Annotated in this window: 23 protein-coding genes and 1 pseudogene; 17 read left to right on the forward strand and 7 right to left on the reverse strand. The window is 43.9% G+C overall.

Annotated elements, in window-relative coordinates; all coding sequences use genetic code 11:
* Nucleotides 1–212 precede the first annotated feature (212 nt).
* Nucleotides 213–1,178, forward strand: coding sequence for a zinc-binding alcohol dehydrogenase family protein (locus tag ACAN56_RS00650; protein ID WP_038592244.1), 966 nt, complete (start codon nt 213–215; stop codon nt 1,176–1,178).
* Between the two features lie 118 nt (nt 1,179–1,296).
* Here the strand turns inward: ACAN56_RS00650 and ACAN56_RS00655 are convergent, their stop codons facing one another.
* On the reverse strand, nt 1,297–1,662 hold the full coding sequence (locus ACAN56_RS00655) for a winged helix-turn-helix transcriptional regulator (RefSeq protein WP_052092095.1): 366 nt from the start codon (nt 1,660–1,662) through the stop codon (nt 1,297–1,299).
* A 143-nt stretch (nt 1,663–1,805) separates the two neighbouring features.
* Nucleotides 1,806–2,693, reverse strand: a complete 888-nt coding sequence (locus tag ACAN56_RS00660; protein WP_038592247.1) for a LysR family transcriptional regulator — start codon at nt 2,691–2,693, stop codon at nt 1,806–1,808.
* Nucleotides 2,694–2,792: 99 nt separating this feature from the next.
* On the opposite strand from ACAN56_RS00660, the gene zwf reads away from it, so the two are divergent.
* The 5 genes from zwf to paiA all read left to right on the forward strand — a co-directional run bounded on the left by zwf (nt 2,793) and on the right by paiA (nt 9,149).
* A complete protein-coding gene (zwf, locus tag ACAN56_RS00665; RefSeq protein ID WP_038592249.1) occupies nt 2,793–4,304 on the forward strand; it encodes a glucose-6-phosphate dehydrogenase in 1,512 nt (503 codons plus the stop codon).
* Between the two features lie 39 nt (nt 4,305–4,343).
* Nucleotides 4,344–5,012 (forward strand): fructose-6-phosphate aldolase, encoded by a 669-nt coding sequence (gene fsa, locus ACAN56_RS00670; RefSeq protein ID WP_038592252.1) that lies wholly within the window; start codon nt 4,344–4,346, stop codon nt 5,010–5,012.
* Nucleotides 5,013–5,179: 167 nt separating this feature from the next.
* Nucleotides 5,180–6,598, forward strand: a complete 1,419-nt coding sequence (gndA, locus tag ACAN56_RS00675; RefSeq protein WP_379139722.1) for an NADP-dependent phosphogluconate dehydrogenase — start codon at nt 5,180–5,182, stop codon at nt 6,596–6,598.
* 192 nt (nt 6,599–6,790) lie between these two features.
* Nucleotides 6,791–8,386 (forward strand): peptide ABC transporter substrate-binding protein, encoded by a 1,596-nt coding sequence (locus ACAN56_RS00680; RefSeq protein WP_379139724.1) that lies wholly within the window; start codon nt 6,791–6,793, stop codon nt 8,384–8,386.
* A gap of 244 nt (nt 8,387–8,630) precedes the next feature.
* Nucleotides 8,631–9,149, forward strand: a complete 519-nt coding sequence (paiA, locus tag ACAN56_RS00685; protein ID WP_379139726.1) for a spermidine/spermine N(1)-acetyltransferase — start codon at nt 8,631–8,633, stop codon at nt 9,147–9,149.
* 38 nt (nt 9,150–9,187) lie between these two features.
* Here the strand turns inward: paiA and ACAN56_RS00690 are convergent, their stop codons facing one another.
* Nucleotides 9,188–10,363: a serine hydrolase domain-containing protein gene (locus ACAN56_RS00690; protein ID WP_379139728.1), complete on the reverse strand. Its 1,176-nt coding sequence runs from the start codon at nt 10,361–10,363 to the stop codon at nt 9,188–9,190.
* 244 nt (nt 10,364–10,607) lie between these two features.
* Here ACAN56_RS00690 and ACAN56_RS00695 point away from each other — a divergent pair, with 244 nt between their 5' ends.
* The 3 genes from ACAN56_RS00695 (at nt 10,608) to ACAN56_RS00705 (ending at nt 12,104) form a co-directional block, all read left to right on the forward strand.
* Complete coding sequence (locus ACAN56_RS00695) at nt 10,608–11,144, forward strand: DUF2262 domain-containing protein (RefSeq protein ID WP_379139730.1); 537 nt, start codon at nt 10,608–10,610, stop codon at nt 11,142–11,144.
* A gap of 15 nt (nt 11,145–11,159) precedes the next feature.
* Entirely contained in the window at nt 11,160–11,681 is a 522-nt protein-coding gene (locus tag ACAN56_RS00700; protein ID WP_379139732.1) for an SMI1/KNR4 family protein, read from the forward strand.
* A gap of 72 nt (nt 11,682–11,753) precedes the next feature.
* Nucleotides 11,754–12,104 (forward strand): VOC family protein, encoded by a 351-nt coding sequence (locus tag ACAN56_RS00705; RefSeq protein WP_038599835.1) that lies wholly within the window; start codon nt 11,754–11,756, stop codon nt 12,102–12,104.
* 164 nt (nt 12,105–12,268) lie between these two features.
* Here the strand turns inward: ACAN56_RS00705 and ACAN56_RS00710 are convergent, their stop codons facing one another.
* A complete protein-coding gene (locus tag ACAN56_RS00710; protein ID WP_379139734.1) occupies nt 12,269–13,375 on the reverse strand; it encodes a saccharopine dehydrogenase family protein in 1,107 nt (368 codons plus the stop codon).
* Between the two features lie 160 nt (nt 13,376–13,535).
* Between ACAN56_RS00710 and ACAN56_RS00715 the strand changes: the two genes are divergently transcribed.
* From ACAN56_RS00715 to ACAN56_RS00745, 7 genes are all read left to right on the forward strand, one after another.
* Nucleotides 13,536–14,078: a TetR/AcrR family transcriptional regulator gene (locus ACAN56_RS00715; protein WP_379139736.1), complete on the forward strand. Its 543-nt coding sequence runs from the start codon at nt 13,536–13,538 to the stop codon at nt 14,076–14,078.
* 79 nt (nt 14,079–14,157) lie between these two features.
* Complete coding sequence (locus ACAN56_RS00720; protein ID WP_038592278.1) at nt 14,158–14,745, forward strand: sugar O-acetyltransferase; 588 nt, start codon at nt 14,158–14,160, stop codon at nt 14,743–14,745.
* 641 nt (nt 14,746–15,386) lie between these two features.
* Nucleotides 15,387–16,475: a DUF1648 domain-containing protein gene (locus tag ACAN56_RS00725; protein ID WP_379139739.1), complete on the forward strand. Its 1,089-nt coding sequence runs from the start codon at nt 15,387–15,389 to the stop codon at nt 16,473–16,475.
* 56 nt (nt 16,476–16,531) lie between these two features.
* Nucleotides 16,532–17,353 carry a DUF2785 domain-containing protein gene (locus ACAN56_RS00730; protein WP_379139741.1) on the forward strand — a complete coding sequence of 274 codons (822 nt, stop codon included), beginning with the start codon at nt 16,532–16,534 and terminating at the stop codon, nt 17,351–17,353.
* A 368-nt stretch (nt 17,354–17,721) separates the two neighbouring features.
* A complete protein-coding gene (locus ACAN56_RS00735) occupies nt 17,722–18,474 on the forward strand; it encodes an SDR family NAD(P)-dependent oxidoreductase (RefSeq protein ID WP_038592286.1) in 753 nt (250 codons plus the stop codon).
* A gap of 115 nt (nt 18,475–18,589) precedes the next feature.
* Nucleotides 18,590–19,588 (forward strand): NADP-dependent oxidoreductase, encoded by a 999-nt coding sequence (locus tag ACAN56_RS00740; protein WP_379139744.1) that lies wholly within the window; start codon nt 18,590–18,592, stop codon nt 19,586–19,588.
* 92 nt (nt 19,589–19,680) lie between these two features.
* Nucleotides 19,681–20,112 carry a GNAT family N-acetyltransferase gene (locus ACAN56_RS00745; RefSeq protein ID WP_379139746.1) on the forward strand — a complete coding sequence of 144 codons (432 nt, stop codon included), beginning with the start codon at nt 19,681–19,683 and terminating at the stop codon, nt 20,110–20,112.
* A gap of 120 nt (nt 20,113–20,232) precedes the next feature.
* Here ACAN56_RS00745 and ACAN56_RS00750 read toward each other — a convergent pair whose 3' ends face one another.
* From ACAN56_RS00750 to ACAN56_RS00760, 3 genes are all read right to left on the reverse strand, one after another.
* Nucleotides 20,233–20,730: an arsinothricin resistance N-acetyltransferase ArsN1 family A gene (locus tag ACAN56_RS00750; RefSeq protein WP_379139748.1), complete on the reverse strand. Its 498-nt coding sequence runs from the start codon at nt 20,728–20,730 to the stop codon at nt 20,233–20,235.
* Nucleotides 20,731–20,752: 22 nt separating this feature from the next.
* Nucleotides 20,753–21,559, reverse strand: a complete 807-nt coding sequence (locus ACAN56_RS00755; protein WP_379139750.1) for an arsenite methyltransferase — start codon at nt 21,557–21,559, stop codon at nt 20,753–20,755.
* 86 nt (nt 21,560–21,645) lie between these two features.
* Complete coding sequence (locus tag ACAN56_RS00760) at nt 21,646–22,095, reverse strand: MarR family winged helix-turn-helix transcriptional regulator (protein ID WP_379139752.1); 450 nt, start codon at nt 22,093–22,095, stop codon at nt 21,646–21,648.
* 297 nt (nt 22,096–22,392) lie between these two features.
* Between ACAN56_RS00760 and ACAN56_RS00765 the strand changes: the two are divergent.
* Nucleotides 22,393–22,494, forward strand: a pseudogene (locus tag ACAN56_RS00765) (ArsB/NhaD family transporter); the annotation flags it as partial.
* Nucleotides 22,495–22,520: the final 26 nt, after the last annotated feature.

Genomic DNA, 22,520 nt, shown 5'->3' on the forward strand with positions numbered 1-22,520 from the left:
AGAATAAAAATTGGGGAAAGTGACGGAGGGGAATTTTGGAACTGGAGGAGCATTAGCGTCCGCCTTTGTCTTCGGATTTCTACTACTAGTAGTGGTTAAAATCAAGAAAATCTGAAGATAACAGTGGCCGGAAGTCCAAACATTCTCTGTAGTCACGGTCATCCCAGAATAGAAAAATCCCAAGTTAAATCTAACAAAAGGAGAGTTGCAGCATGAAAGCAGTAGTATTGGAGCATCCGTGTGAGCCGCAGGAGCTGAAGGTGCGGGAGGTACCATTACCTGAAGTGAAGCCAGGCTGGGTCCTGGTCAAAATCCAGGCTTTTGGCATTAATCGTTCGGAGATTTACACCAGACAGGGGCATTCGCCTTCTGTTCAACTTCCGCGTATTATCGGGATTGAATGTGTGGGTGAAATTGAAGATCCTTCGGATAGCGGCCTAGTCAAAGGACAACGGATTGTATCGTTAATGGGCGGGCTTGGACGCGATTTTGACGGCAGCTATGCGGAGTATACACTAATTCCATCAGACCAGGTGTACCCTATTGATATTCAGCTGGACTGGGCTGAGCTCGCTGCGATTCCGGAAATGTACTACACGGCTTATGCTTCGTTATTTGACACCCTGAAGCTGACTGGGGGAGAGGCACTACTGATTCGCGGAGGCACCAGTTCTGTAGGACTCGCAGCATTACAGCTTGCCAAGAGTATTGGAGCAACGGTGATCTCAACGACAAGAAATCCGGACAAGATGGAGCTGCTTAAGCAGTTTGGCGCGGATCATATCTTGCTTGACGACGACAGCTTGTCCGAGAAGCTATTTGCTATTGCCCCAGGCGGAGTAAATAAAGTATTGGAGCTTGTAGGAACCGTTACGCTTAAGCATTCACTTGGACTTGCCGCCGAATATGGCATCGTGTGTGTCACGGGGATTTTGGCAGGCGAGTGGGTATTGGACGGGTTCGAACCAATGGTTGACGTTCCGACTAACGTGTATCTGACATCGTTCACAAGCACGCCTGTCAAGAGACACTTGCTCGTAGAGCTGTTCCAGCATATCGAACGGCATGAGATCAAAGTACCTATCGCCAAAGTTCTGCCGCTCGAACACATCCATAAGGCACATCTCTTAATGGAGAGCAACTCAGCTAACGGTAAAATTGTAATCGTAAATAAATAGTTACAAGTAACGCTTGGAACAGGCAAAAAAAGCGCTTGAAGGAGCCGGACACATTTATTGAGGATTCAATAATGTTCAGCTCTTAGAAGCGCTTGATTGCGATGATTAGAAGACAGGATTAATCGGCCGACGCTTTATTTTCAGCTGCTGTCTGATTGTCCTTGTATGTCTCTTGATAACCATTACCCCATTGCTCCATAGCGGAGATGATCGGACGCATCGTGTGCCCTATTTCGCTTAAGGAATATTCGACCCGTGGCGGAACTTCGGCGAATACCTTTCTCACGATAATCCCGTCTTGTTCCATAGAACGAAGATTATCCGTCAGCACTTTCTGGCTGATTCCGGGGATTGTATTTCGCAGTTCAGTAAAACGATTCGGTCTAGCCAAAAGGTTCCTCATAATGAGCAGCTTCCACTTATTACCTATCAATCCCACAGTAACGGCAACAGGGCAAAAGGGAAGTTCATCTTTAGTCAGCATGTTCTGATCCTCCAATAGTTCCAAAAAGAATGTTATATCATCTAAGGGATACTAATTCCGAAAGTGATATTGCACCATTATCATAGTGTTGGAAGCTAAATAAAGCAAGCTGCAGCCTCACAGCCCCCCTCAGTTTAAATATTTCAGTCTCCCTTAGTAATCTCAATGAACTTGCTGGCCGCGGTCGTCAGCGGCATGTTGCGCATGGTCATCATGCCCACCCTGGCAGGGGGAAGCTGAACATCCAGTTGAATCTCGAAGAGAGAACCTTCCTCCAGCTCCTTGGACACGAATTCCCGGGTCACAAACGAGATGCCGAGTCCTTTGCGGGCAAACTCGATCAGCAGGCCAACGCTGCCAACCTCGAATTCAGGCTTCAGCTCATATCCGTAGCCTTGGAACAAGTCCGTAATCGCCATACGTGCGCGGCTGCTGCGGGAGAAGAGGATAATGGGGTACTGTAGCAGCTCCTCAATAGAGAGCACCTTCTGGTTCAGCTCGGCATAGTGGCTGCCCGCGATGAAGCAGTCCTGCAGCTGAAGTCCCTGCCGCACCTCAAGCTGGGGATCGGTGATCGGCATGCGCACTACGCCCAGATCGACGAGGCCTTCTTTTAAATATGAAATGACCTCGGGTGTCGTTCCGTGGATCAGATGAAGCCGGATGCCAGGGTAGCGCTGGTGAAAGATTTCGATAAAAGGCAACAGATAATGCTTGAACAGTGAATCACTGCCGCCAATTCGCAGTTCGCCGTTGTCAAGGTTTTTGAGCTCGGCCATTTTCTTCTCGGCTTGGGTGATAAGGATATGGGATTGTTCAATATAGGAGTACAAAGTGGCCCCCTCAGGTGTCAGCACGACGCCCTTGGAATTCCGGGTGAAGAGGGTAAGGCCGAAGCTGTCCTCCAGTTGTTTAATCGCATGACTGACGCTTGGCTGGGTAATGTACAGGGATTTGGCGGCTTGGGTCAGGCTTCCAGTCTTGGCTGCCCAGTAAAAAACCTTGTATAGCTCGAAATTGTTCATAGACATGGTCTATAGCTCCTGTGAAATATATTAATTACTTGTATGGATCGTATTTGTATTATAGTGTAACCAGGAAAGATAAACCAGAGCAAAAGGAGAATGGAGATGGAGGCAACCACATTTGTTTTATTTGGAGCGACAGGGGATTTAGCCCGAAGAAAAATCTACCCCGCGCTGTATAATCTGTTTCTCGACCACAAGTTGCACCATTCATTCTCTGTGATTGGTCTTGGCAGAAGAGAACTTGCTGATGAAGCCTTTCAGGCTATGGTGGAGCGGTCCATCCGGGATTTCTCCCGGCGGGAAGTGTATGATTCTGCGTCCGTGCGCCGCTTCCTGAAGGCCTTCCGATATAATGTGCTGGATGTGGGGCATACAGAGGATTATCTTAAGCTGTTGCAGCGGGTTGAGAAGCAGGAAGAGAGCATGGGCAGTTCCCCGAACCGGATGTTCTATTTATCCGTCGGTCCTGAGTTTTTTGAGCCGATTGCCTTGAACATTAAGGAAAGTGGCCTGGGTGCTGCCAAGGGCTGGAAACGTCTGGTGATTGAGAAGCCCTTCGGACATGATCTGCTGTCTGCGCAGGCACTGAATCTGAAGCTGAGTGAAGCGTTTAGTGAGGATGAAATTTTCCGGATCGACCATTACCTGGGTAAGCCTATGGTGCAGGAGCTGGATGTATTCCAGCAGACGAATCCGGTGCTTCACGCACTCTGGAACAACCGCTACATTGCCAACGTGCAGATTACTGCGGGGGAAACGGTGGGCGTGGAAGAAAGAGCGGGTTATTACGATCATGTGGGTGCACTCAGAGACATGTTCCAGAATCATATGCTGCAGCTGCTGATGATGCTTGCGATCCGCTTGCCGAAAGACAGCTCCGCAGATGAGGTGCGCTACAAGAAAAAAGAAGTTATGGAAGCCCTGGAGCCGTTGGAAGAAGCGGATATCCAGTTTCAAGTGATCCGTGGGCAGTACACTGCAGGCACCATCAAGGGCAAGCCGGTTCCAGGCTATCTCTCTGAACCGGGAATTCCGGCAGGTTCGATGAACGATACATTTATTGCAGCCAGACTTACGATCGATGATCCATTCTGGAAAGGTGTGCCGTTCTATATCCGAACCGGGAAGAGAATGAAAGAGAAATCGACACGGATTGTGATTGAATTCAAAGAGCCGCTCAAGCAGAACTCGTCAGCCGCCGAGGATGATATCCCCAATCTTCTGGTGTTCGAGATCAGCCCGAACGAGGGGATTACGCTACAGCTCAAGGCAAGAGATCCCCAGCACAAGGGGAAGTTCAAGGCCATGCATATTGACTTCCATACCAGGTCTATTGAGGTCCCGGAAGCTTATGAGAACCTGATTTATGATGCCTTACACGGAGATCCGTCATTCTTTGCGCATTGGAATGAGGTGGAGCTGTCCTGGAAATGGGTGCAGCCGATCCTGAATGCTTTTGACAAGAATACGGTTCCTCTTCATTCCTACGCTGCGGGTACGTTCGGACCTGTAGAATCGAATCAGCTGCTGGCGAAGGATGGAAATCACTGGTGGCTCGACTCTGCCATTGAAGAAGTAAGCGAGCTAGCTTTGCCTGATGCTTCAAATTTTTAATACTAATATTAGTTCAACTAAAAATGGAGGTTTACGAACATGAAATTTTTTATCGATACTGCAAATGTGGAAGACATCAAAAAAGCATACCAAATCGGTGTACTGTCCGGAGTCACAACGAATCCATCTCTGGTAGCCAAAGAAGGCGTGAAATTTGAAGACCGCATTGCAGAAATTCTGCGCACTGTGCCTGAGGTAGAATCCGTATCCGCCGAGGTGACACCGGATGCCGTCACTGCGGAAGAAATGATCGCACAGGCAAACGAGCTGATCAAGATCAATAACTATGATAAAAACATTACGATCAAGCTCCCGATGACGCTCGCAGGTCTGGAAGCCTGCCGGTATCTGACTAAAAAAGGCGTGAAAACAAACGTGACGCTGATCTTCACAGTGAACCAAGCGCTGCTCGCTGCCCGTGCAGGAGCTACTTATGTATCGCCATTCCTGGGCCGTCTGGATGATATTTCGGAGGATGGAGTGCAATTGATCGTAAAAGTTGCCGAGCTATTCCGCATTCATAACCTGGATGCGCAGATTATCGCCGCTTCGGTCCGCCATCCGGACCATGTGACCCGCGTTGCCATGGCCGGTGCGCATATTGCCACCATTCCGTTCAGCGTGATCGAGCAGATCTCCAAACATCCGCTCACCGATCAGGGGCTGGAGAAGTTCGCTGCCGACTGGAAGAAAGCGCCGCAGGTCTAATACTGTTAATAAAAAACCAAGATTTCTCAAGAGGCTGAAGTGACGGAGGAGAAGTTTGGAACTGTAGGAGCGATAGCGACCGGAAGTCCAAACATTCTCCGCAGTCACGACTAAGCCCCTTGATCTCATTCTTGGTCCAGCACATATCATAGGGAGGTTTATTGACGATGGGTAAACAGCAGATTGGTGTGGTCGGCTTAGCCGTCATGGGTAAGAATCTGGCCTTGAATATGGAGAGCAAAGGGTTCTCGGTGGCCCTGTACAACCGTTCCCGGGAGAAAACCGATGAGCTGCTTGCAGAAGCGGCGGGCAAAAATTTCGCAGGTGCCTACAGCATTGAAGAGTTCGTCCAGTCTCTGGAGCTGCCGCGCAAAATCATGATTATGGTCAAGGCCGGTAAGCCGACTGATGATACGATTCAGCAGCTGGTGCCGCATTTGTCGCCAGGGGATATCCTGATTGACGGTGGGAACGCCTTTTTCCCGGATACGCAAAGACGTAACAAAGAGCTTCAGGCTCAAGGTTTCCGCTTCATCGGTGCAGGGGTATCGGGCGGTGAAGAAGGGGCGCTGAAGGGACCCGCCATTATGCCGGGCGGACAAAAGGATGCTTATGAGCTGGTGGAGCCAATCCTGACTGCCATTTCGGCCAAAGTGGACGGCGATCCGTGCTCCACTTACATCGGAGAAGATGGAGCCGGTCACTATGTCAAAATGGTCCATAACGGCATCGAATACGGCGATATGCAGCTTATTGGCGAAGCGTATCAGTTGTTGAAGGATGTACTGGGACTGGATACCGATGAGCTGCATCAGATTTTCTCGGAATGGAACCGCGGCGAGCTAAGCAGCTATCTCATTGAGATTACAGCCGACATCTTTGCCAAAGCAGACCCGGACACTGGCAAGCCGATGGTCGATGTGATCCTGGATTCCGCCGGACAAAAGGGGACAGGCAAATGGACGAGTCAAAATGCGCTCGATCTGGGCGTACCGTTGTCCATCATTACTGAATCCGTCTTTGCACGCTTCATCTCGGCCATGAAGGAAGAACGTGTGGCTGCAAGCAAGCGCTTGAAGGGACCTGAGGTCAAGAGCTATGACGGAGACGCCAAGGCATTCATCGAGGCGGTCCGCAAAGCGCTCTATGCCAGCAAAATCGCCTCGTACGCCCAAGGCTTTGCCCAGATGAGAGTGGCTTCGGATGAATATAACTGGAACCTGAACTACGGCAGCATTGCGATGATTTTCCGCGGAGGCTGCATTATCCGCGCAGGCTTCCTGCAAAATATCAAGGACGCCTATGACCGCGACCCTGAGCTCAAAAACCTCTTCCTGGATGAGTATTTCAGCAGTGTGGTTCATAACTACCAGGAGGCGTGGAGAGATGTAGTTGCGATTGCCGTCAAAAGAGGGATTCCGGTTCCGGCCTTCGCTTCCGGACTGGCTTACTACGACAGCTACCGTTCCGAACGTCTCCCGGCCAACCTGCTGCAGGCACAAAGAGACTACTTTGGAGCGCATACCTTTGAACGGGTGGATCAGCCGGGAAGCTTCCATTTTCAATGGATGAACAACAACGAATAATAAGTTATTATTAGATATATATTTCTTTGCAGAAGTCCGGGTGAATAAGCCCGGGCTTTTTTAGCATCTGAGGGATTGCGGAGTAAAAAGCCGCTCAACCTTCATTGAGTTCTTCATTTAGTAGCTCGATTTCAATGATTATGATATTCTTTAACCGATGTTAAAATTTGGGTAATAAGAGGAGGGGCATGGTTGAAAAGATTATTAGGTGTATTATTGATTTTTAGCTTACTTATAGGGTTAAATACGGATTCGTGGACTGCCGCATCACCAGCAGGAACAAAGCAGGTCCTCCGGATCGGTCTTGAGAAATTACCGGCATCACTCGATCCCGCCATATCCTCAGACGTCATTACATCGACAATCGTCAATGGATTGTTCGAAGGATTGGTTCGGCTGGATAAAACAGGTCAGGCTGTACCGGGCATCGCTAAAGCATGGACAATCTCATCTGACGGCAAAACCTATACGTTCACGCTACGGTCCGACGCGAAGTGGAGCAATAAGGAGAGGATTACCGCCGCGGATTTTGAATACGCATGGAAAAGGGCGTTAGCGCCTGAAACCGGGAGCATCTCTGCATTCAATATGTATACAATTTCCAATGCGAAGGATTACAATCAAGGCAGGCTAAAGGATTCTTCAAAAGTGGGAGTGAAAGCACTGAACAGCAATACCCTACAGGTGACGCTGAACGAAAAAACAGCCTATTTCATTCAGTCGCTGGCAGAGAATGTTTATTTGCCGGTAAATGCGGGGAATGTGAAGGCGAACAAAAAATGGGCTTACTCTGCAAATACCATAATCACGAACGGTCCCTTCACATTACAGTCCTGGGAAAAAAATAAAATGACTCTGGTTAGCAACCCGAAATATCATGCAGCTGCTGATATTCATTTCTCAGAAGTCCAATTTCTTCGGCCAAAGCCGGGAACAGCTAACACTACTGCTGCTTACATAAATAATGAAGCAGACTGGGTTGTTGCGGAATTCGATAAGCTGGATAATTCTACTCTTGCTAAGACATCTTCTATCCGTACCGTAGAGATGCCTCTTGGCTCAACTTATTATTATCAGTTCAATCTGCAGCAAGCTCCCTTTAACAACGTAAATATAAGAAAAGCCTTAGCTATGGCAATCGACCGGGAGGCTCTCCGGTATGGATCACCTGCATTCGGATTTATACCTCCGGCTATCCGTAGCACTGATCTCAATTTTCGTACCGCAGTTGCAGATACGTCTTATTTTAAAGAAAATGTGAAGCTGGCCAAGGAATTGCTGCAGAAAGGCTTGAACGAAGAAGGGCTTAACGAGTTTCCAAGCTTTTCGGTCATCGTTAACGAAGGACCTGGGCATTATACTATCGCAGAATCCATCATTAACGACTGGTACAACAATCTGGGTATCAAAGCAAGTCTCGAGGTCCAGTCCTGGGAAGAGCTGATCAGCAACAAGGTCAGCCGGAATTTTGCCGTGGTAAGAGCTGGCTGGGGAGCAGACTATAATGATCCTTCGGCTATGATGGAGATACTGTCTTCCACGAATGAGAACAACGATTCAGGCTGGAGTGATCCGTTGTATGACAGCTATGTAACTCAAGCAAAACATACCTTTGATCCGAAAGAACGCATCAATCTTTATGCCAAAGCCGAAAAGCTGCTTATCGACCAGATGGCGATCATTCCGCTGTATTATTATGTTGCAGATGTTCTGCAAAAACCCAATATTCATAATGTATACCTAGACTATGATGGAAACATTGCCTTCACGAGGGGATATATAAAATAAAGTAAACAGCCAGCAAATCCACCACTTTTAATGAGTCGGTGATTGCTGGCTGTATTTATGAAGAACTATCCTCCTCATTATGCACCGATCTGCGTCCGCAAGTGAAATCGCCCCTAAGCTAAGGCTTTAGCCCAGTTGAGAGTTCCTCTGATAATATGTTGTAAATGCAACAATAATATTATAAACTATTAATCATAACGACAACAAGAGAATATATTAATCTTATATAAAGGAGCTTCCTAGTATGTCAGTAATAATAAAGAAATGCAGCCGTGAAGATTTACAAATACTACAGCAAATTAGCGTTGAGACATTCAATGATACGTTTAAACAGCAAAATTCACCTGAAAATATGAAAACCTATTTGGAAAAAGCATTTACCTATAAACAGTTGGAAAAGGAATTGAGCAATGTTTTTTCAGAATTCTTTTTCATCTTTTTTAATGAAGAACTTGCCGGGTATCTAAAAGTAAACATCAATGATTCCCAATCTGAAAAAGCAGGTGATGAGTCACTAGAAATTGAAAGAATCTATATAAGAAACAATTTTCAAAGAAAAGGGCTTGGAAAGTATCTAATAGACAAAGCAATGGAAGTAGCGGTGATCCAAAATAAAAAGAAGATCTGGCTAGGAGTTTGGGAAAAGAATGAGAAGGCCATTGATTTTTATAAGAAAATCGGTTTTGTTCAAACGGGAGCTCACTCTTTTTATATGGGTGATGAAGAACAAACTGATTTTATAATGACCAAAACATTCGCCTGAAGTTATTCCTAACTGTGCGATTCCCTTCATTTTGCCTCTTACAAGGTGCTGAACACGATATTACGCAGCTTGCGCGTAATTGTCGTCGTTCCGGCATCTTTTTTTTGGATCATAAATAGTATAGTCAGACTTTCTTGAGGACTGTTACTGAAATACGCCCCCAACCAGCCGTCCCAGCCGTATTCACCTTGGCTGCCGATAAATCCGGCTTTTCCGCTGTCGGTCATGATGCGCATCTGATTGCCGTAGCTATGTCCGCGCAATGTATGCCACGTATCGAAGCCTTTTTGCTGCCAATCGGTTAAAGCTGCAGACGTTAAATATTTAACTGTTCTGGGCTTCAATAGTTGAACACCTTTTAAGCTGCCTTGATTCATTAGCATTGTTGTAAATTTGGCGTAATCGTCAATCGTAGACACAAGTCCCGCTCCGCCCGACTCAAATGCCGGATCAAGGTCCATCTGATGGCCAATGCCCAGGTGGCTTTCCGCATACAGCTTCAAACCGCCTTCACCATCATCCTGATAGGTTTTCACAAGGCGTTCTCTTTTTCCTTCAGGCAGCCAGAAACCGGTATCTTTCATTTCCAGCGGCTCGAAGATTTCCTTTTTCAAAAATTGCCCATACCGCATGCCGCTAACCGCTTCCACAATCGCGCCAAGGACGTCTGCCGATGTTCCGTATTGCCAGTACGTTCCCGGCTCGAACGAAAGGGGGACTTTACCTAGGCAATTTGCAAATTCCATTGTGCTCATCGCGTTTTCACTGTACAAACGGCTGCCCAGTTCTTGAAACAAAGCATCCGTTTGCTGTCCGGCTTTGTCCGTTCCGCCATATACCAATCCCGATGTCATGTTCAGCAAATCGTGAATGTTGACCTCCCGGCTGACAGGCACCAGTTCGCCGTTTTTCTCGACCTGTTGGTTTTGGAAGCCCGGAATATAGCGGCTAACAGGATCGAATAAATCGATATCCCCACGCTCAAGCAGCATCATGACGGAAGTGGCGGTAATCGGCTTCGTCATCGAATATAAACGAAAAATCGAATCCCTTGTAATAGGACGTCCCGACTCGAGATCGGCCAAGCCGTCTTCATGGTAAAAAACTTCGTCGCCGTTCTTGATCAGCATGAAGTTTGCTCCTGCGATTTCCTTGTTGCCGATACTTGCTTTCAGCGTTTTTTTCAATTGGTTGGTTAAGTTTGACTCCAGCATGTCACTTATGTCTCCTTCTCGAATAACTTCACTTTAACTAAAGCGGATGTTAACCATTCGTTATAGAAAATATTAAGCGCTTTCGGACAGATTGTATAGTGCCACGGTGGAACACAATCCGGTTAAACGGCAAAACGAATACAATATAAATCTTTTGCCACCGGATAGTTTGTATAAGATATGGTGTCTCCAAGGCATTATTTGGGGTATATTGGAAGGAGTAAATTATGGAGGAGAAAAACAAATGTCAGATGTAGTGGTCCGGATACCCGTTGAATCGTGGTCAATAACGGAATTGACGAAGGAGACATATTGCTGCTGTTTCCAGCCTGTACAGATTTGGGAAGACGATGTTGAGGTTGAAATATTCCTGCCCACGGCAATCGGAAGTAAGGAAATGGCAAAAGATGCAGCCATAAGTGCCGTTCCGTTGCTGGAGGAGGAGCTTGCCTGGCTTCAGATGAACAAGGGAGAACTCGGTAAGGCGCTGGAGTGGGCTAAAGAGCGGGCCGAGGAATGGATTTGGGATGACCCGGATTTTGTTGAGTTATCTGACAATGAAGGCTATGTGGAGCTGGACGGGCAAACTGTTTGCGTCCCTATTTCGGATGAAGCTTTTTTAAACAGCTTGTTTCTATGGAGTGTTGTTTTTGAGCAGGTAGATGGTGCCGGTTCGTTTAAGATGTCAATTGAGCTTGGGAACAAACCGGATTATTTTGCCGGACATCGGATACATATGGACATAGATGAACATAAAAATTTTGTAAACCAAGGTTTATAAGGAGGATGAGAGCATATGACAGAGAAGGCAGAGACACTGTGGCAGCGTATTATTGCAAAAGGCAGCCGGAATACTCCGGGGTACGAAGCGAATTTGAATTTACAGCCTGGCGCTAGCGTGGAAGAACTTGATGGGCTTGCCAGTACGCTGGAGGTTGTACTTCCCCAGGAGTTGAGGGACTTCTACAGCATATATAATGGTCAGGATTGGGAAGCAGGCTCGGAGTGTTTTGTCCGAAATCTAACGCTGTCGCCGCTTGAACAGATTCTCGAGGATTGGGAATTTCTAAATGAAGAGTTTGATCCGGATGACATGGAACCGGAGATTGCCCCGCAGATCAAGCCGTCACTGTGGAATCCACGGTGGATCCCTATTGCCAGCAACGGGGGTGGCGATCATCTCTGTATAGACACGGACCCTACAGCAGAAGGGACCTTTGGGCAGTTGCTCTATTTTTATCATGACTGGGGAAACCGGTCTGTTGAGGCGGCAGGCTTGTTTGACTTTATTGAACAATGCTTGAGTGAAGAGGAGTGAGGAGATAGAGGTATATTCTGCATGAACCATAAAAAATGGTATCCTCCAAAAGTGAAGGGGCAGCATAGCCTAATGAAACTAGGACATATAATGATTTTCGTCAATGACATGACAAAGGCGAGATGGTTTTATTCTGAATTACTGGGTTTGCAAACACTGTTAGAGCAAGAAAATAAGCTTGTATTTGCCCTTGACGGCTGTCAGCTTATAGCTTTCAAGTGTGAAAAGACCAAAGAAATTGGAGATTATTCGAACGAGGCTAGAACAGTTTTGGTGTTTGAGGTCGTATCCATTGAGCAAACTTATAAGGAAATGAAGGATAAGGGTATTCAATTTTTGCATGATAAACCTACACAAGGGCGATATGCTGCTTTCGTCGATCCGTTTGGTAACGTGCATGAAATCGCTGAATCGTTCGATTGAAAGTCGTTAAAGTATCGGCAGTCTAAAACTTTATATTCTCGTCCAAGACTGCCGCTGTTTCTATTATTGGGCTCAGTCCCCAGTGAACGAGTCGCCACACACCTTGGCGAACAGCTCTTCCTTGGGAACTACGCGGTTTTTGTGCCGGGCCATTTAACGGACACTTAAATTTCTGTGAATTGAACACCCATTAGTGTCATGGTGGCAATATCTAAAGCGGTGTCAGTTGCTTCTTCTGGGAAGCTGACTCCCCGTTTAGGTGAGATTCTTCCATTTAACTCGAAAATTCGCTCAAGTTGAGTCAATGTACTGGCTGCAGTAAGATGTGCTTGACCTAGCGGGTCAGTAACACGGATTCTATGTATCTTTGAATTAGTTTTTATAGAGAGAATAAATTCCTGCGGTGCGGTTGAAGTATTGAAGCTGCTATGAAGTATGGACGTACGTCTCTTTAGGGACAGGCGCGCCCAAATACCACAGTTCACCAATGCAGCGAATGCACGGTTTGTAAAACGGCTGTCGAAGGCCAGACGTATGGACACCCCTTTGGCAAGTCCATTACTGACCAAGGTCATACTCTCAGGACTGCTTATGCGTCGGCACTGGAAGACTTGTTCTCTGCTGAAGGTGACAGTCTTGGGATCAGAGAAGCCGAGAACGGTGCGTGCATTGCTTTTCTCCCATATTTCAAAAGGCAAATGAGCGTCAACGAAATGAGCGAAAGAATCTAGGCCGCTTTTGTCTTTTAAAGAAAGGAGAATATCGATATCGATGTTTTCCGCCGGCTCCTTACCCATCAGTATGGATGAAGCGGCAATCGTTGCGGCACTTGCCATCCAGCCAGAGGCAAGTACAACGGGAGAATGGCCTTTTTCTTCGGCTACCACAGCGTGGGCATCATCAATTCGTTCGATCCAGCGGGTGATATCAATGAGTGGAATCCCCCGTTTCACGGCTGCTCGCAGCAATCGATCTTCCTGATCATTGACCGACACGATAATAGCATCGGGCATATATTTCATATCTGCCAGCGGATCGGCATCAAGGATGTCGATCCGTACTCCATCAGCTTTGGGTAGAAGACGTGCTGCTGACTGTGCTTTATGAAGGCGTCGTCCCCCAATAATGACATGTATCTCGGGATAATGAATCGAAATCAACTCGCTTAACACTGTTCCTACCGTGCCGTATCCACCAGCGATAAGAATAGATATATTACTTTTCTTGAAAATATGCTTACTTGATTTGTTTTCCTGAACAGCTGTTGTCATTTGATGCACCTCATTCATTTTTGCTGAAAAAATAATAAACACTTGTATTTATTTGAACATGTGTTTATTGTAAAGATGGAGTTTGAACATTTCAATCTTCAATATCGCAGGAAGTGTTCAAATATGAACATATTATAAAAAATTGTTGAGGAGATATTGAATGAAGGATAGAAGGACAAGCAAAACGAAGCGGGCTATTCGTTCAGCTTTTTTACAGCTGTTAGAACATAAACCCTTAAATCAGATTACAGTGGCAGAAATATCGAGGGAAGCTGATCTGGGGAGAGGCACATTCTACTTACATTATAAGGATATCCGCGATTTGTCGGATCAATTAGAAAATGAAATATTGCGTGAGCTCGAAGAACTATATAATGCTTCTCTTCCCTGCGATACGATGGAGAATTTAATTAAGCTTACGGAAACGCTGACGGAATACATGGAGTCTAACCGTGAGCTGTTTATTCTGCTGGCACGCAGGGAACAAGAAGCAGCGACATTTCAGAAGATCAAACAGTTTTTTGTGAAAAAGTTGATCCTGGAGGACAGGCGCCCGTTTGATGAATACAAACAGACGGAGGCTATTTTCCTTGTCGCTGGGGTAGTAGGTGTATTGGAGGTGTGGATCAGTGAAGGTATGAACAAGCCGCGTCAGTTGATATCCAAGTGTCTTTATGAGGTATTAATGAAGATGGATATTTAACAGTTGGGAAGCATAAAAATAGTGAGATCGGGATACCGGACGCAGAATTCACAAAAAACAACTCGAAAGGGAGTAGGTTATGGACATCGAAAAAATCAAACAGATTATAAATTCTGGGGAGATGTATGATGACGCAGGTGATGATGTAGCAGCAGTTAGGTCACTCGCTTTAACCATGTGCCGGGAATATAATCAAAAAGTAAATACAAATGAAGGCTACGATATGTCTATATTGAAAGAATTGTTTTCAGACGTTGGTGAGAATGTATATATTGAATCTAACTTCCGTTGTGAGTTTGGATTCAATATCTCTATGGGGCACGATGTGTATATTAATCACGACATGATTATTCTTGATTGTAACGAAGTGAAAATCGGAAATGATGTCTTTATTGGGCCACGTGTGGGGTTATATGCAGCAAATCATGCGGAAGATCCCTTTGAACGGGCGGATAAAGGAGTCTATTCGAAACCAATTACAATAGGGGATCGGGTATGGCTGGGGGGAGACGTTAAAGTTACTCAAGGTGTGACTATAGGCGAAAACAGCATTGTTGGTGCTGGAAGCGTAGTGACCAAAGATATTCCTCCTAATGTCATTGCTGCAGGAAATCCGTGCAAGGTTATTAGACCGATTAAATTTTCTGATCGTCCTTGGAGAAGATAAGTATATTGAATGGTTTTTCCAGACGATCTTGAAGACAAGGTTATTGATCAACTCATGTAAATGGGTTGATTTTTTTTGTCCGAAATAGAGGGGATCGGCTAAAAAAACCTGTTCTTGTCCTATTGCCACGAAGCCTGACGTTATCCATTCATCCTTCATTCCAGAAAAATCAATCCTCAAAATAAATGCAACAATTGAGATGCTGGAAACGAACAGTTATTCATCTTTAACGATCGAGGCCATTGCTTCACAAGCAGGTAGAATCAGAGTTTGATTTTGACAGCAATAGGTCCATTCAGGATAACTTCAAACAACAGCTTGAAGCTTTAGTTCGTATTCTCAGCAGCAAAATTGGGATAACGAAAACCTGTCCTTTACCTACACAGAATTTCAAACAGATGTACTTGCCATAATTCAGTTGTCAGATGAGTAGCTCTGCGTAGCAAATAAATCTGGATAAATAGTTAATTTCACCCTTATAGTCACTAAAATCGATTATAATTAAATTTATGTTCAAGTCGATTACCTATCCTAAGTTAATAGGATAATCATACGCAAAAAGGCATAGTGATGAATCGCCTATGCTATAAGGGTTATAGAGTTTTCGAATACACACTTATGTATAAGAGGAGGCGAATGATATGACGATAATGCCTGTTATAGTAATGATCTTTGTATTTGTACCTACCATTGTACTCATGGTAAGCATGCCTTATTTAACAAGAGAGACGATTAGTTTTGGGGTCACCGTCAGCGCTGTACAATTCCACAGTGAGCCTCTGCGCCAGATGCGGAAGTCATATGCTAGGATTAGTGCTACCTTGCATACCATCCTATTCATTGTTTGTATCATCTGCCTAATATACGGTGATGAACATTCCAAGCAACAAAGTTGGATCATTGTCACTTATTCACTCGCCATGGTCGTAATCTCCCTAGTCATAAACATTAGCTATCATTTCAAAATGAAAAGTTTACTACCTATGCTGCCTATTGCTCCGGAACCATCGATCATGGCAGTGGACACTGGATTTCGGAAAAGAAACATTGGCTTGTCTAGTAATTGGTTCCTCATTCATGTTTTAATTATTGTTGTTAGTATTGTAACTGTGCTACGCAACTACGATCTGATTCCTGATCAGATTCCGATCCATTTCAACAGTAGTTGGAACGTAGACCGCTATGCAGCTAAATCTTATAGTCTTGTGCTTATTCCTACGATAATACAAGTGTTCATAACACTTTTGTTCATATTTGAGAATTGGAGTATTCGCAGAGTGAAGCAGCAGGTTCAACCCACTGATCCGAACCGTTCCATTAGACAAGACGTAACTTTCCGCCGTACTTGGTCATGTTTTATGATTACAGCAAGCTTCTTATTAGTTATCCTGTTTTCCGTCGTGCAACTAAACATGATATCTCTGCTTAACATCAATTTCGCTATCCCCATTATCCTAATCATAATAGCCTTTATCATGCTATACGGCTTCGCCTTATCGTTCTGGGCTGGTCAGGGCGGAAGCCGCTTGGAGCGATCTGCCGATTACTCCAATGTCAGACCTGTTCATGATGATGATAAATGGCTGTTAGGTATGATTTATTTCAATCGTAAGGATCCAAACCTAATCGTCGAGAAAAGATTCGGAGTCGGCTGGGGATTAAATTTCGGTCACCCAGTAAGCTGGCTGATTTGGCTCGGAATTATTGTACTGTTAGTTGTGGTGTGGTAACAAGGCTTGGAGGTTAATACTCACCGGAGTATTCTATAATAGTAGGAGCGTATAACATGAATTTAAAAGAAAAGTTGATATTAATAAAAGAAAATGGCTACCAAGCACCTCCCGATATATTCCAGTTGATACAAGAAATGATGAATAACATCGGTTCTTTGGATGCTGAGCTACGTGATGAGCTAATTTATACAATCTTATCACATTGGATTCCCGGTAATTTTCTAACTGCAAACGAACTAGAACAACTTGTGCCAGTTGTTTTGGATAACAACCATTTACTTTTTAAGCTTGGTGAAACAAATACAGACTCTGTCTTCACTCGATCTTTCTCAATGCTAGTCATACCGCTCCTCTTGATGAGGCATAGAGAATCATCATTTCTCTCAAGAGAGCAAATTCATCAGATCAAAGAGAAAGTATTTTTACATGTACAAGAAGAGCGTGATTACCGTGGGTATGACGAAGAAAAAGGCTGGGCTCATGCTATAGCCCATGCAGCAGATGCTTTAGACGACTTGGCTCAATGTTCCGAACTAGATAAAAATGACCTCTTAACCATCCTCGATTTGGTTTACAAAAAGTTGACCATAACAGATCGGATTTACTCCGATGGGGAAGATGAGAGAATGGTAAATTCCATAATTAGTGTTTTAAATAGAAAAATACTTAGTCAGACTTATGTAGAGCAATGGATTCAAAGTTTTGGTGATGTGGAAAAAAATTCAGAATTTCTACCTGCCTTTAAGCAAAAAAATAATATAAAGAACTTTTTGAAAAGTTTATACTTTCGAGTTAAATTTTACAAAGTGGATGCCGAACTCTGCTCAATTATCGAGCATACTTTATATAAAGTAGAAAAAGTGTACTATCCCTAACTAAGAAAAAAGTAACAGATACGAACACCAAACTTCGATGTTCAGCGAATTCTTGCTGAATATATTGACAGGTAGTTCTAATCGCTATTCCAATTATCCGCCCTTCCATTAGGCGGCTTTCTTTTTGCCGAAAATCAACACTGGTGGCAGCCATTCTTAATTTAGGCCATAAAATCATTCTTTACCGATCGTTCTAAATATGTTATATTGTTGGCATGGGAGGAATACACAGATAAAAAGCCACGTTTCATTGAAAATGAATATGGCCGTCTAGACATACTTTTTTTTTACCTAAATAAGAACGATCGTTCTAAATTGTACTTAAAACTCATTTACACTAATCTGCATGTTATGGAGGAGAGAATATTATGAAGTATACAGTTATTACAGGAGCAAGTTCAGGGATTGGATATGAGACGGCATTGGCGTTTGCTGCACGTGGCAAAAACTTAATTTTGGTAGCTAGAAGATTGGACAAATTAGAAGAACTCAAATCAGCAATTCAGGATATTGATCCTACTGTAAATGTTATTGTTCGTACTAGTGACCTGTCTGTTACGGATCAGGCCTACACACTGTATAGCAATCTAAAGGAATACCAAATTGAGACCTGGATTAACAATGCGGGGCTCGGTGAAGCTTCTTTTGTAGTAGAGCAGAATTTAGATAAAGTTGAAACTATGCTACGTGTTAACATCGAATCCTTGACGATCCTTTCTACACTATATGTGCGAGATTATGCTGATGTAGAAGGAACTCAGTTAATTAACGTCTCATCCGCACTCGGATATGCCATTGCTGTTGGGAGTGTTGCTTATTCTGCATCTAAATATTACGTTAGTGCCTTCACAGAAGGGCTTGCAAAGGAACTAGAAATGAAAGGCGCAAAACTAAAAGCAAAAGTTTTAGCACCAGCAATAACGGAAACAGAATTCGTGAAGAAATCATTAGATGCTGAAGAATTTGATTACAAATCAAACATGCCTAAGTACCACACTGCCAAACAAATGGCGGGCTTCATGTTGGATCTTTATGATAACAACGAAGGGGTAGGGATTGTAGATCAGAACTATGATTTCAATCTGAGGGGCCGAATCTATCCAATAATTTCAGAATTTTAAAGTTCAGTGAACCGAATAAAGGTGAAACATGGCGTACAACTGAAGATTGTGCGCCATGTTTTTAGTCTAAAGCTGTTCGATGCTATCCCCAAATTAGCAAAGGAAGATGATGAATATGAGAGCAGCACAAATACAGAAATATTCAAAAATAATACAAGTGGAAATAAATGATGTTAATATGCCACAGATCAATAGCCATGAGGTACTTGTCAAAGTAAAAGCTGCAGGTGTAAATCCACTGGACATCCTTAATCTAAATGGAAGTGTTCGGATGATTGCCGACTATAAGTTACCATTAACTTTAGGGAATGAACTATCTGGAATTATTGAAGCCGTTGGTGATGATGTTTTGAATTTTAAGGTTGGTGACCCTGTTTATACGAGGTTGCCGCTTAATAAAATCGGTGCTTTTGCTGAATATGCAGCCGTGAATGAAGATGCATTATCCATCATGCCTGAAAATCTATCTTTTATTGAAGCTGCTGCGGTACCCCTTACTGCCTTGACTGCTTATCAAGCATTGCATGATGTACTCCTTGCCCAGCCGAATAAAAAGCTTTTCATTCCTGGAGGAACCGGAGGATTTGGAGCTATGGCAATCCCCATTGCCAAATCAATGGGATTATATGTTATTACAAGTGGCAGTGAAAGAGGCAAATTACGTACACTGTCGATCGGGGCTGATCAATTTATAAATTACAAGACAGAGAATTATGCTAACATACTATCAGATATCGATTATGTGATCGACACCTTAGGTACCAAAGAGATCAAAGCTGAACTGGGCATTTTAAAACCACAAGGGAAACTGGTATCATTGAAAGCAGGACCTAATTATCGCTTTGCAGTTGACAATCATTTTCCAATGTGGAAAAAAGCATTGTTTGGTCTAGTGGGTGCTCGTTTAGATTCTTTAGCGCGTAAGAAACAAAATGAATATCGTTTTTTATTTGTGCAAGACAACGGAAGCCAATTACAAGAAATCACCAAACTTGTTGAAAAAGAAAATATCAAGCCCTCTATAGATTCAACTTATACGTTTGATGACATTAACAAGGCGTTACTTAAAGTGTCGACGGGCCATTCCCAGGGCAAAGTGATTGTGACCTTCTAAACAACAAGCAACTTAAACGACGTTGCTCGCGTATACTGAGTTAAAAACAAATTATATCCAACGCCCAGAAGCAAAGAAAAGGGGAAATAAATATGAGAATAGAGTTACATAAGCAAAGTGATATTGATACTTTAACTGATATTTGGTATAGAGGCTCAATTCAAGCACATGATTTTATCGATCAAGAATATTGGCTTTCTCAAAAAACGGAGATGAGAGATAAATACATTCCAATGTCGGACACCTATGTAATTTACAATCAATCAGAAATTGTTGGGTTCGTTTCTATGGTTGAGGACTATTTAGCGGCACTTTTTATTGATACGTCTTATCAAAAAAATGGTTATGGAAAAGAACTAATTAATTTCATGAAAATTCAAAAATCAAAAATTACATTAAAAGTATATAAAGAAAATACTTCAGCAACACGCTTCTATGAGAAGAACGGCTTTACTATTAAAGAAACTCTTTTAGATGAAAACACCAATCAGGAGGAATACCTAATGGAATGGAAGGAGTCATAAAGGATACAAGTTCTTGTCCTTTGCGCAGGACAAGAACTAGGTCCCATTGGCGGATAGATCAATGTCTAGTACCATGGATTGCATTCATCCAGAATTTGGACTCATTCTTGGCGTATCAAGTCAAACAAGCAGCTTCTCCATAATCATCACATCAGTCGGCTTTCCATCTAAAATCCCTTGGTTCTCAAATACACCGACTTCACGATAGTTCATTTTTCGATACAGCCCTTGCCCATTTTTATTAAAAGGGAAGGTAAACAAGACGATTTTGTAAAACTCATTTTTTCGGGCTTCTTCTTCTAAAGCTTCCAAAAGTATGGATCCGATGCCTTGACCTCGATATTCCCTATGAATATAGATGGACAAATCGGCCACGCCACGATACGCACAGCGAAGGGAATAATGATTTAAAGATGACCAGCCAATCATGCCCTGTCCATTTTCAGCGACCAGAATCGCAAATCTTCCTTGATGTTCATCAAACCAGTTGTTTATGAAGAGACGATCTTTCGTTTCTTCTTCAAGAGTAGCAATTCGATCTTCAATGCCTTGATTATAAATGTGAAGAATATCCACTATATCTGCATACGTTGCTCTCCGAACAGTAATGCTCCTCATATCCCATAACCTCCAAATCGATTTAAGATTTTGCTGCCTTAATAACGGCTGAAACAATGTATTGATCAACATTGGCACCGGGAACCCAGTCTTTAATGAATGTTCTGGACTCGTCTTTAGGCTCAATCCGGATATCAGCAAAGCCGCTTTCGCGAAGCATTGCTTCAACATCTGAAATGGAAGAAGCACCGGAGATGCAACCGGAGTAGAGTTCATCAAGATCATTTTTAATTTCAGGTGGAAGCTCCGCCGTAGTTACGATGTCCGCGATGGCCAGACGACCACCCGGCTGAAGGACCCGGTAGGCTTCACGGAACACCTGTTGTTTATCTGGCGAAAGATTAATAACGCAATTGGAGATAATCACATTTACCGAATTGTCGGCGACGGGAAGATGCTCAATCTCGCCCAAACGAAACTCAGTGTTCATAAATCTCCCTTTTATAGAATTCTCCCTTGCGCGGCTGATCATCTCAGGTATCATATCCACACCGATTACATGGCCTTGGTCACCTACCTGCCGGGAGGCCAGGAAACAATCGAATCCGCCACCGCTCCCGAGGTCCAGAACATGTTCACCAGCCTGCAGTTCAGCAATAGCTTGAGGATTGCCGCATCCAAGGCCTAAATTGGCACCTTCGGGAGCTGCAGCCAGTTCTTCACTGGAGTAGCCCATTTTAGCGGATATGGCATCAAAATCAGAAGGGGAGTCACAACAGCTTTCGGCTGGGGTACAGCAGGAAGAGGCAGCTTCGACCTTTTTTACGGCGATTTTTTGGTAGCGGCCCCGTACATTCTGGCGGATCTGGTCGTTTGTCATTTGGGTCATGATTGAACACTCCTTTAAAGGTATGGATTAGTTTTCACGTTATATGTTGAATTAACTTGCAAATTGCAAGTATAAGTCAAGAGATATCACCCTTTTACTGGTGCACAGCAATTGCTGGATTTCCCCATAGCTTCGTTGAACAGCTTAATCGAACGCAGTAAAGTTTCTACTTCAAACTCACTCATATTCGAAAAAGCTTCATCCAGGTAGGCGTTCATTTGATGATCAATCGTTGTTGCCACCATTTTCCCTTCGGGAGTAAGCGCCAGGGTATAGACTCTTCGATCTGCCTTGTCAGCCATTTTTGTAACCAGTTTCATTTTCACCAAAGATTGGACTTGTCTGCTAAAGGTTGTAATATCGGTCCCGAGTGTTTCAGCAACCTGTTGCATGGAAGGACTATGGCTCCGATCAATTTCATACAGCAGATGGCTTTGGGCTGCGGAGAGATTACATCCGCCTACGCTGCAGCAATCTTTATTCAGTAATCCTAAACGCCGGGTCATGATTTGGAATAATTCTCGTGGGGTTTCCATTGTTTTCACCTCTTGACTTAAGTTATATCGTGATTACTTGTAAAATGCAAGTGTGTGAATTCGTGGGTATACTATTTACTCCTAATTCCAAACAGTCCTATCTAATATGAAAAAGGTGCCAACTGCTGTTTGCTGCGAGTGACATTTAGGTTATTGATTATATAAGCTCATAATTATATAATGATGTTCGAGATCCGATCTAATTTGCTTAATTTAAATTTGTCCATTGGTTGGTCTGCCTGGTGGAGCGATACTCGCTTAGCTGCAGGGGGATTCGGCTTTAACTATGTTCTTGATGCTGTACCGACCATGGAAGTGGTAAAGGGTGCACTTTGGGCGATCGTATTCTTTTCCATCGGGGTGTATGTCGTTGTGTATGGGCTGCTAAATGCGGGCCTTCCGTTATTTTAAAACTAAAGGAGATT

The sequence above is a fragment of the Paenibacillus paludis genome (assembly GCF_042610515.1).
Taxonomy (GTDB): Bacteria; Bacillota; Bacilli; order Paenibacillales; family Paenibacillaceae; genus Paenibacillus_AQ.

Coding starts and splice junctions, on each gene's coding strand:
- ACAN56_RS00650 (WP_038592244.1), top strand. CDS start 213: ATGAAAGCAGTAGTATTGGAGCATCCGTGTGAGCCGCAGGAGCTGAAG.
- ACAN56_RS00655 (WP_052092095.1), bottom strand. CDS start 1,662: ATGCTGACTAAAGATGAACTTCCCTTTTGCCCTGTTGCCGTTACTGTG.
- ACAN56_RS00660 (WP_038592247.1), bottom strand. CDS start 2,693: ATGTCTATGAACAATTTCGAGCTATACAAGGTTTTTTACTGGGCAGCC.
- zwf (WP_038592249.1), top strand. CDS start 2,793: ATGGAGGCAACCACATTTGTTTTATTTGGAGCGACAGGGGATTTAGCC.
- fsa (WP_038592252.1), top strand. CDS start 4,344: ATGAAATTTTTTATCGATACTGCAAATGTGGAAGACATCAAAAAAGCA.
- gndA (WP_379139722.1), top strand. CDS start 5,180: ATGGGTAAACAGCAGATTGGTGTGGTCGGCTTAGCCGTCATGGGTAAG.
- paiA (WP_379139726.1), top strand. CDS start 8,631: ATGTCAGTAATAATAAAGAAATGCAGCCGTGAAGATTTACAAATACTA.
- ACAN56_RS00690 (WP_379139728.1), bottom strand. CDS start 10,363: ATGCTGGAGTCAAACTTAACCAACCAATTGAAAAAAACGCTGAAAGCA.
- ACAN56_RS00695 (WP_379139730.1), top strand. CDS start 10,608: ATGTCAGATGTAGTGGTCCGGATACCCGTTGAATCGTGGTCAATAACG.
- ACAN56_RS00700 (WP_379139732.1), top strand. CDS start 11,160: ATGACAGAGAAGGCAGAGACACTGTGGCAGCGTATTATTGCAAAAGGC.
- ACAN56_RS00705 (WP_038599835.1), top strand. CDS start 11,754: ATGAAACTAGGACATATAATGATTTTCGTCAATGACATGACAAAGGCG.
- ACAN56_RS00710 (WP_379139734.1), bottom strand. CDS start 13,375: ATGACAACAGCTGTTCAGGAAAACAAATCAAGTAAGCATATTTTCAAG.
- ACAN56_RS00715 (WP_379139736.1), top strand. CDS start 13,536: ATGAAGGATAGAAGGACAAGCAAAACGAAGCGGGCTATTCGTTCAGCT.
- ACAN56_RS00720 (WP_038592278.1), top strand. CDS start 14,158: ATGGACATCGAAAAAATCAAACAGATTATAAATTCTGGGGAGATGTAT.
- ACAN56_RS00725 (WP_379139739.1), top strand. CDS start 15,387: ATGACGATAATGCCTGTTATAGTAATGATCTTTGTATTTGTACCTACC.
- ACAN56_RS00730 (WP_379139741.1), top strand. CDS start 16,532: ATGAATTTAAAAGAAAAGTTGATATTAATAAAAGAAAATGGCTACCAA.
- ACAN56_RS00735 (WP_038592286.1), top strand. CDS start 17,722: ATGAAGTATACAGTTATTACAGGAGCAAGTTCAGGGATTGGATATGAG.
- ACAN56_RS00740 (WP_379139744.1), top strand. CDS start 18,590: ATGAGAGCAGCACAAATACAGAAATATTCAAAAATAATACAAGTGGAA.
- ACAN56_RS00745 (WP_379139746.1), top strand. CDS start 19,681: ATGAGAATAGAGTTACATAAGCAAAGTGATATTGATACTTTAACTGAT.
- ACAN56_RS00750 (WP_379139748.1), bottom strand. CDS start 20,730: ATGAGGAGCATTACTGTTCGGAGAGCAACGTATGCAGATATAGTGGAT.
- ACAN56_RS00755 (WP_379139750.1), bottom strand. CDS start 21,559: ATGACCCAAATGACAAACGACCAGATCCGCCAGAATGTACGGGGCCGC.
- ACAN56_RS00760 (WP_379139752.1), bottom strand. CDS start 22,095: ATGGAAACCCCACGAGAATTATTCCAAATCATGACCCGGCGTTTAGGA.